The organism is Streptococcus sp. HMSC10E12 (assembly GCF_001807855.1).
Lineage (GTDB): Bacteria > Bacillota > Bacilli > Lactobacillales > Streptococcaceae > Streptococcus > Streptococcus salivarius.
In genome coordinates this window covers 1-8725 of record NZ_KV791086.1, presented here as the reverse complement: position 1 = coordinate 8725, position 8725 = coordinate 1, and the positions used below count along the sequence as shown (strand labels likewise).

At 35.7% G+C, this 8725-nt stretch carries 6 protein-coding genes and 1 pseudogene; all 7 read right to left on the bottom strand.

The window, feature by feature from the left end; all coding sequences use genetic code 11:
• Positions 1-78: 78 nt before the first annotated feature.
• A complete protein-coding gene (locus tag HMPREF3112_RS03305) occupies positions 79-3117 on the bottom strand; it encodes a type IV secretory system conjugative DNA transfer family protein (protein WP_070438053.1) in 3039 nt (1012 codons plus the stop codon).
• Positions 3118-3128: 11 nt separating this feature from the next.
• A complete protein-coding gene (locus HMPREF3112_RS03300) occupies positions 3129-3617 on the bottom strand; it encodes a hypothetical protein (RefSeq protein ID WP_070438050.1) in 489 nt (162 codons plus the stop codon).
• A 74-nt stretch (positions 3618-3691) separates the two neighbouring features.
• Complete coding sequence (locus HMPREF3112_RS03295; protein WP_070438047.1) at positions 3692-5023, bottom strand: hypothetical protein; 1332 nt, start codon at positions 5021-5023, stop codon at positions 3692-3694.
• Positions 5024-5471: 448 nt separating this feature from the next.
• Positions 5472-6263, bottom strand: a complete 792-nt coding sequence (locus HMPREF3112_RS03285; RefSeq protein WP_256262648.1) for a DNA/RNA non-specific endonuclease — start codon at positions 6261-6263, stop codon at positions 5472-5474.
• A 213-nt stretch (positions 6264-6476) separates the two neighbouring features.
• Positions 6477-7460, bottom strand: coding sequence for a tyrosine-type recombinase/integrase (locus tag HMPREF3112_RS03280; protein WP_070438038.1), 984 nt, complete (start codon positions 7458-7460; stop codon positions 6477-6479).
• A 264-nt stretch (positions 7461-7724) separates the two neighbouring features.
• A complete protein-coding gene (gene tnpA / locus HMPREF3112_RS03275) occupies positions 7725-8189 on the bottom strand; it encodes an IS200/IS605 family transposase (RefSeq protein ID WP_070438035.1) in 465 nt (154 codons plus the stop codon).
• 219 nt (positions 8190-8408) lie between these two features.
• Positions 8409-8725, bottom strand: a pseudogene (locus HMPREF3112_RS11405) (polymer-forming cytoskeletal protein); the annotation flags it as partial.

Genomic DNA, 8725 nt, shown 5'->3' with positions numbered 1-8725 from the left:
TTTCGGAACCACTAGCACAGCTAGTGGTTTTCGTAAGACAACAAAAGCAACGGAAATTTCCGTTGCTTTTTATGTTATCTAAAACACTTCTTCTTCATCAATATCCATTTGTCCTACATTACTTTTTAAAGTTTTAGTTGTTTTCTCACGAGCTACACGAGAGAGTTCTTGAGGTAATTCAAACTCTTGATTAGGAGCTTGAATATTTTGAGTATCAACTGTTTCGGGTGTAGATGATGGAGCTAGAATCACTCTTTGAGTTATTTCTTTATCCTTCAACTCACCAATATCATTTTTGCTATTTACAGTTTGTTTTTCTTCAACAACTGGTGGAATTTCTGAGTTATTGACCTCCTCTTTTTGCTCAATATCCTCTGTTACCTCTTCTCTAATTGAAGTACCTTCTCTATGTTCTGTTATACTCTCGTTGACTAAGATTGTTCTTTTAACTGATGGGGAATCATCTTTTTTACCAACTGTATCATTTACATTACTATCAACATTTGGCACCTTAACATCCATAATTGCTTGCCATTCTTCTTCAGTAAAATCACTTTCATAGAGGTGACTTTCAGACTCTTTTTGAGCATAATATTCTATCACTTCTGCTCTCCACAACTTGTATGCTTTTGCAATTTCCGGTTCTTCCTCTCCAAGCCCATAAACCTTATTGAAAGGTGTATGTGAGACAAAAGAGTCCTTTGAAATATCCATTTCAAAATGCGGAGATGTTGTCAAATAAATCATATTTGATACTTCATCATCACTGACGATAACACCACCAACTTGGAATTTCTCTAGGTTATTTGCATCTCTAGCAGTGAAGTTATCTTCTTCTACTACTTCCTCTGAAGTCGCACTTGAGTTTCCTTGATTCCCTGCTAAGAGATCATCGTTTGCTGCACGTTTGGTTTCTTTAAGAGCATAATGTTTTCCTCCTGAACGTAGATTAATGAACTCTACAACCTTTGTTGAGGTTTGTTGGAAGGTAAAGGCATTACGATAAGACATCTTGATTGCATCAGCCCCAGATTCGCCAATAGAATCCCTAATTTGTTCGTCATGTTGGTAAGCATGCATAACTGGAACATGGAACTTACGAGACTCATCTAGGAAGTTACTATCATTACCTGGCATCAAGTAACCATTCTTTTCATCTTCATAAAAAGCAAAGAAAGGAGACTTATCTGGAAGACGTCTTTGAGCAGCATTTTGCATAACCAATGTTACCATCTGTGCTACCATTCGAGACTTTTCTTTACCAAGAACACCTTTAGCAGAATTGACCAAAATCATTCCACCTGTTTTTAAAACAATATCTAAATCTTTGGTACTTTGAGAGAAAAATACACGACGAATTTCTGGTGAAGATGATAGGTCATCAATAACTGCTTTTAGACCAGACACGTTAGCATCAAAGGTATAATAATATTCCTCTGTGTACGAATTTAATTGATGAGCATTGATGAAATAATCATATGAACTTTGGAGGTTTTCAAGTTTATTTCTTTCATCATTAAATGCGTTTATAGCTTCATGAACATTCTCTGGTCTAAGGATAGTATCAAAGAGGTGTTCGTGTTCACGATTGTACTCTGATTCCTCTAACCACTTTTCTTTTTCCTGCTTTAAGAATGCTTCATGCTTTTTCAACGTTTCTTCAAAAAGCCTTTTCTTTCGATTGAGTAATTGTTCAAAAACAGCAATATAGGCTTCAATCCAATCACTAGAACGTAACATATTTGAGAATTCAGTTAGTGTTGGAGACTTACCTTTTAACATATAATTTATTGGGGCATCTGGTATCAACGCAACCTCTTTAATGACCGTAATGATATTATCAGTAAGTTGTCCTTCTTGGTTAAGAAAGAAAGAAGAACCAGTCCCACTTGGATCACTAAATCGTTTAAATAAGTCTCGAACAGCCCCTTTTACCTGAGTAGTATCTCCATCCAAAATATTAATTGCACCAGTTCCTGGGTTAGTAGGATCTAGAGTCCAAATCATTTCATCAGGGAAGCCCATTTTATGTGCGTACTTAACAATTGTGCCATACATCGAACCTGATGGTTCAGTCATATAAATACCATTTGTAAGCTCTGCAGCATAACCATTGTTATACCACTGTTCCAACAATTCACGTCTTTTTTTCTTTCGTTCAAACTCTGTGTTAAAGAATTCTTCTTCCAGTTCTTCATCTACTTTCGTCAAATACTTACGATAGGATAATAGATAGTATTTCATATTTTCCATATCCTGTAGCATTGCTGGAATCAGAATCGTTGCCGATTTACCAGTACCAATCAAACCAAAGATAATAGTGTGATAAGTCCTCTCATTAGCGTGTAAAATCACTTGCTCTCCAGTTTTAGAGTTAAGCCCCATAACCAAATTCGCTTGACCTTTTTCATCTTGATTATGAACAATATTACTTAATACACTGTCTTGGAAGTAACGTCCTCCTAGCCATTGCTCAACCAATTTCTCGTAGGTTTTTTCAGCAATTCCAGTTGCATAACTATTATAAAAAATAAGACCAATTACTCCTATCGGAGTCAACAATAATAAACTGTTGAACCAGTCTGCTCCTATTATAGGTTTGAGAGTATGATAACTTAAAACAATACCTGTCTGACTTCCATTTGGTATCGACCAGGGCATATATTTGAGATAATTATCTGCTACATCATACATACGATTGATGAGGGATAAGATAAAGTTATTGATTGTTAGTACATATAATCCAGAAGATATAAGTACTGCTGCTAGTGCTGCTCTTATAGCATACTTACCAATAATCTTCTTTCGTTCTGCTCGTTTTAAGGTATCATATTTTTCAAATAACACGAAAATTTGACGACTTGTAACATTACTGTGCCATACACCAATGTATAACACTAAAGCCATATTAACGAACAATAATATAAATAAAGATATAAATACCCAATTAGGCAAACGCCATCTAAAGATAAACATAATAATATTGAAAGCAAATAATCCAAAAGATATATGATATACCCAATCAATATATTTTCGCCAACAAAACAGTAAGATATCTATAGTTCGCTTACCATTTGTATAATAACGATTAAAAAATAATTTCAAGATCTTCCGCATAAAGCACCTCTCTAGTAAGCAAACATTTCTTTCAAGAATTCCATAAATACAACAATAGCAATCGGACTTATTATTCCAAGTCTAATGAATAGATTTCGTCGAGGTAAGCTTGTTGTTTTCTTACCTTCTGTAATCAACCATTGATAGTGATATATGTAACCCTGTATGAAACCATATGCAGGTAATATCCCAACTGCTAGAATTTCTATTAGGGTAAAGACCTCTACGAAGCTAATCATAGAGAAATCACCACTATGTGTGCCTCCCTTTGATATCATTGCGAGTCCATAGATGATGAAAATAGGGATAAATGTAACGATATATAAGAATAAAATTGATTTTAAGGCAAAATTTACTCCCATGATTTGTTTCTCTGGATTATTGATAGATTTAGCATAACTCCACCTACCGATACCGATGAAGACCAAGGTAATAGGTAAGACATACCGAATAAAAACTATCAGATAATAGACAATAGCATTGATATTATGATGATTCATGTTCCCTCCTTGTTAAATTTTTCTGTTCCGAACGTAAACAAAAAGTTCCCATTTCAGAGGGAACTATATGCGACTCAACTAGTGAAAAATGTTGATAAGATTTTACTGTTCACACGATTTGGATAGAAACTATTGAAACGTGATTTGATACGAAACAGACATTTTTTCTCTTCCGTATTCTGTGAATTACTGCTCACTTCTTCAGTTTTTTTAGCCACTCGACGCCCCCTGCTATTTGCGTCTACCCAGCGATAATGAGCATCTTGAATAACAACTGAAATTTCATCTCCTTGCTTAAAAGGAACTCGATTTAAAGAACCTGAGTCCTTCATCTTAATTTTGATACCTGGAAAGTCAACCAACTCTACGGTATGTAGACTCTGTGGGTCAAAACTGATAAATCGCACTTTAAACAATCGTCCTATGACTTTCTTATTATCAATCATCTCAATCAAAGCATCTTGAGGTGCTTCTTCGAGAACTTTCATATCTCCCTCGATACGAATATAGTCATGGATAATGTGACGTTCTCTTTGATTTGGACTTGGTTTTTGGGTATTGGCCCCAGTAATTTTAAATTCCACCCTATCAAAGACTGATACTACTTCGTCTAGGTTAACAAATGAAGAATCACACTCATAACTTACCCTATGTTTTGGAATAAATACCGTTTGTAATTTTTTGGTCATTACCATGATACCTGCATTGCTACCATTGTTAATCACGGCAGATACAATACCTTCATGAGTACGTTCCAAGATGTTTTTTCTATCTCGATTACGAGAAGAGTTATCTTTACTCTTTTCAATTTGCTGAAGAAGTTGATAATTCGTTAACCACTCAGCTAACTCAATACTACCTTCAACAACATAGTTTGATGGGTTATTGATTGTGAGTTTATAATTTTCGATAGTTTGGATATGGATGTCAGTTAATTTACAAGGAAAAATCCGTCCGACCATTTTAAAGAAATCTTTTGGCTGACGGAAACCAGATTCAGTTTGTTTAATATAAACTGTTGTTCCAGCAAGTTCTCCATTTTGGATACGACCTACTAACATATCGCAGAAAGCTACACCTTCACCGATAGGGCGACCATTTCTATTTCTAGGAATAAATGGTTGTGTTTCAAGCACATTTTCTACCACAACTGATACAACCTTATTAGTTGCTTGTTCTAACAAATACTCATCTTCAGTATTTCCGAGGTCAATATATGGGAGTGTATAGTTTCGAATGATGTCTGATACTTCTTCTGGGACACATTCAATTCCTGGTTGCTCAAACCATTGTTCTTGTTCATCTTTCCTATCTGCAACAACCAAAGTTTTAAATTTTTGCTCCCCTAAACTAGCATAATGGACGTTTTCATAACCGTCCTCTCTTATAAGTTTAAGTGCTTTCATATTTTTCTCCTTTAATGTCTTTTTTGACATTAAAAGCATAACAAAAAAGGTCACTATCTGTAAGATAGTGACACCCCTTGACTTTTGTTAATTCATTGCGATAAGAAGCCCGACACACAAGACTACAATTGGTGTAATTAAGGCGAAAATTGAAAATATTTTCTTGGCGATACCGATGGTAACATATAAGAAACTCGCTAATGTTAGTAATAGAACCAAGATCATAAACATAATTCTCACCCTTTCTTCTGGCTCTGTATTAATTATTATTATATAGATTTTTGATATCAATGCAAGGTTAGAGCACCCAAAATATAAAGGTAACTTCAAAAATTTCATTGTGTGCTTCTGCATGATAACCACGTTTAGAAATGATGCTTATCTTCTTTTTAGTATTCAAAAGTTTACGCTGATTAATATTGTAGTATAGAACATTCTATAATCAATGTTAGTAATTACTTGTGGCTGTACCATCTAAGTAGTTAATATTAGCATTCTTTGAAACGTTCTGAAGTGTGACAGAACTCACATTTCCATCACTTGTTGCTAATCCTTCTTCTGATAGTTCAACACCATACGGTGTACCATTTTCATCAAAGGACGTCCAGTAAAGCGTTACAGTTCTAGGAATTAACTCATTGCCAGTATAGTTTGCAACAACACAATAATCTAAGTACATATTTGGGTTGTTCTTCAACCATTTGGCTAGTGCGTTTTCATAGTATAGCATACCGTTTGGATTATTAGTATCCGTTTTACTATCAGCCATCGTTCCAGCATTCAAATAGCGTGTCATAGGCACTAGATTCTTGATTTCAGAATTTAATCCAGAAAACTGATAACCAATCAGATGCCCGCGATTCATCAGATAAGCTTTTTTGACTTTTCCATGCTCATCTTCGTACTTAAAACGATAGTTATGCCAGCCAACTGGGTCAACATTAATTTTACTTTCCCTACCATCTTGTGGCTTATCTGAATACTTTAGTCTGATGTGCCCATATGTTGCTCTACCAAGACTATCCAAATCTCCATTGACCATTAGCTTATGGTTTTCAAAAGGCAATGGAGTATAACTGAAAGTATCTGATTTCCCTCCACTGGTTTTAGAAGAACTGGTCCCTGTTTCCGACGATTCTGACTTTGGAATAAATTTCTCAAATAAGTTGGCATGTTCACCCTTATTGATAACATTAAAACCACCAGACAAAATACCGGGTACATTAATTCCCTGGGACATACCATATCCAGCTATACAAAACATAACAATAATAGATATCGGTATCCAAATCAGACTGCCAAGACAACCTCTTTTTTCATTGTTTTTTTTTAGCATAAGACCTCCTTAAATCTCAATAAATTCATTATAGACCTAGAAGTCACTATTCGTAACCCAGTGACATCAAAAAGGCCTCAAGTGGCCTTTTACTAATATAGAAATTTATCAATATTATTATTCGATAAATCTTATGAGATGATTCTTGTCTAAACTATAGCCTTGTATTTCAGCAACTTTCTTAATATCACCTGTCTCTTTATAAACAATAGAGGCGTGGCTGTCTTTTAAAATACTAGGCGTGATTACCTTACCATAAGCATGTCCAATGTTCTTTGCCAAATGGCCTATTGTATTTCTTCCCATAGGCTTTTTCAACATGGTTAAAAATAATGATGGTATAGAAGGATCCAAGTCCCAGCGTCCCCGACGTTCCTTAACAAATGGAGCTATGTAAGGAACTGTGAAGGGGAGAAAACGTATAAACTGTTTCTCGTTATTTCTAACAACCCAAATTCCTTTTTTACGCATATCAATATCCCTGACTGTCAAGTTAACAACTTCTTGAGTACTTGCTCCAGTACCAATTATGATTGCAAATATAGCAATATTTCGCTCCTTCTCCTTTTCCCAATTATCAGCCTTCTTCTGAGTTGGTAGCGTTGTAACATAACTGTTTGCCATGAAATCAAGCAACTCTTCGAGTTCTTGCTGCGTATACAAAATAGTCTTCTTCTTTGATTCGGAATATATTATGTTGTGATAACTCTCTTTATAAACTATCTTCCATTCATTAAACACGTTACGATAAAACAACGGCATCCCTCTCTCAATTGTAAAAGAGGTATTCGTAAGATAATTCCAAAATCCTGCCAAAGTATAGAGAATAAATCTTTTTCCCGCTGGTTTAAGACGTAAATTTGCCAAATAATTTTGAACAAATTCTCGTGGTAATTTTTCTAAGTCTGTCAATGATAGTGAGACACCCTCTTTATCAATCGTAATTGCATAGCTATTTAAAAATTTCTGGATCACTGACAAACGTTCGACCATTTTGGGAGAAGGTTCTTCAACATCTACTTGAAGGTAAGCTATATATTCGTCTATTAGTTCTGGTAATTGACTTCTTAGTGTTAGATATTTATCTTTCTGTTTCGACATATTCTCCCTCCTCTCAACACTGATAGTAATTAACTACACGTTTACCACTTATATTTTTAGACCTATTATATCATACAAAATTGTATGTTTTTTTAGATTTAACTAGTATAAATAATCTCTAAATCATAACCACGCGTCTAACGGGTGGTTTGATCAAGAGCTATAAGCCCATAATACCAGCCAGCACCTAAAGACGCTGGATTTCACTTTGTTCAAGCTTTATTGCTTTTGACTCGTCACAAGCCTCTCAAAGAGGCATTCGCATTACTTACCATTATCCCTGAGGAGATTTTCATATTCTTTAACGCTAAATTTGTCCAATGCGTTATCATGCTTCTCTTGTTCCTGAATATATTTCTTAATTGTGGATTCATTAAGTCCTACCGTACTTACATAATAACCTTCTGCCCAAAAATGTCTGTTACCAAATTTATATTTTAAATTGGCGTGTTTATCAAACATCATTAATGCACTTTTACCTTTTAAATATCCCATAAAACTAGCCACACTCATTCGTGGGGGAATACTTACTAACATGTGGACATGATCTGGCATTAAGTGGCCTTCAATTATTTCAACACCTTTATATTGGCATAGTCTATGAAAAATCTCTCCCAGACTACTCCTATATTGATTATAGATTATTTTTCGTCTATACTTAGGTGTAAGTACAATGTGGTACTTAAACATCCATTTTGTATGTGATAAACTGTGAGCTTTTTGCGCCATAGTCTTAACTCCTTTCGTTTTACAATTGGCTTGAACACCTATATTGTAACTCGTTTGGAGTTTTTTGGTTATGACGGTATAACCTTCTATGCACACCCGCATAGCGGGTGGTTTATTTGTTTCGCACCTTTGGAGCGAAACGGACTTAAAGTCACATAATAAAAACCGCCATCAAGGCGGTATCCCTATAATTTGGGTAATTGTTTTTTAACAAGCGCCTTACTTGGGTTGTCGTCCAGAGACCTTAGCGCCGCCAGAGATCCAAGCGTCGCCTGAGACCTCAGCATTGCCAGTGACCTTAGCACCGTGAAGGACATTAGCATTGTCATAGACCTTAGCATTGTCACAGAGCCAAGCACTGTCATGGAGTGAAGCATTGCCATAGACCTTAGCGTGGCCAGTGACCATAGCGCGGCCTAAGACCTTAGCGTGGCCTGAGACCTTAGCATTGCCTGAAACCTCAGCGTCGTCAGCAACCCAAGCGTTGTCTGAGACCAAAGCGTTGTCAATGACTTCAGCGTTGCCAAAGACCTTAG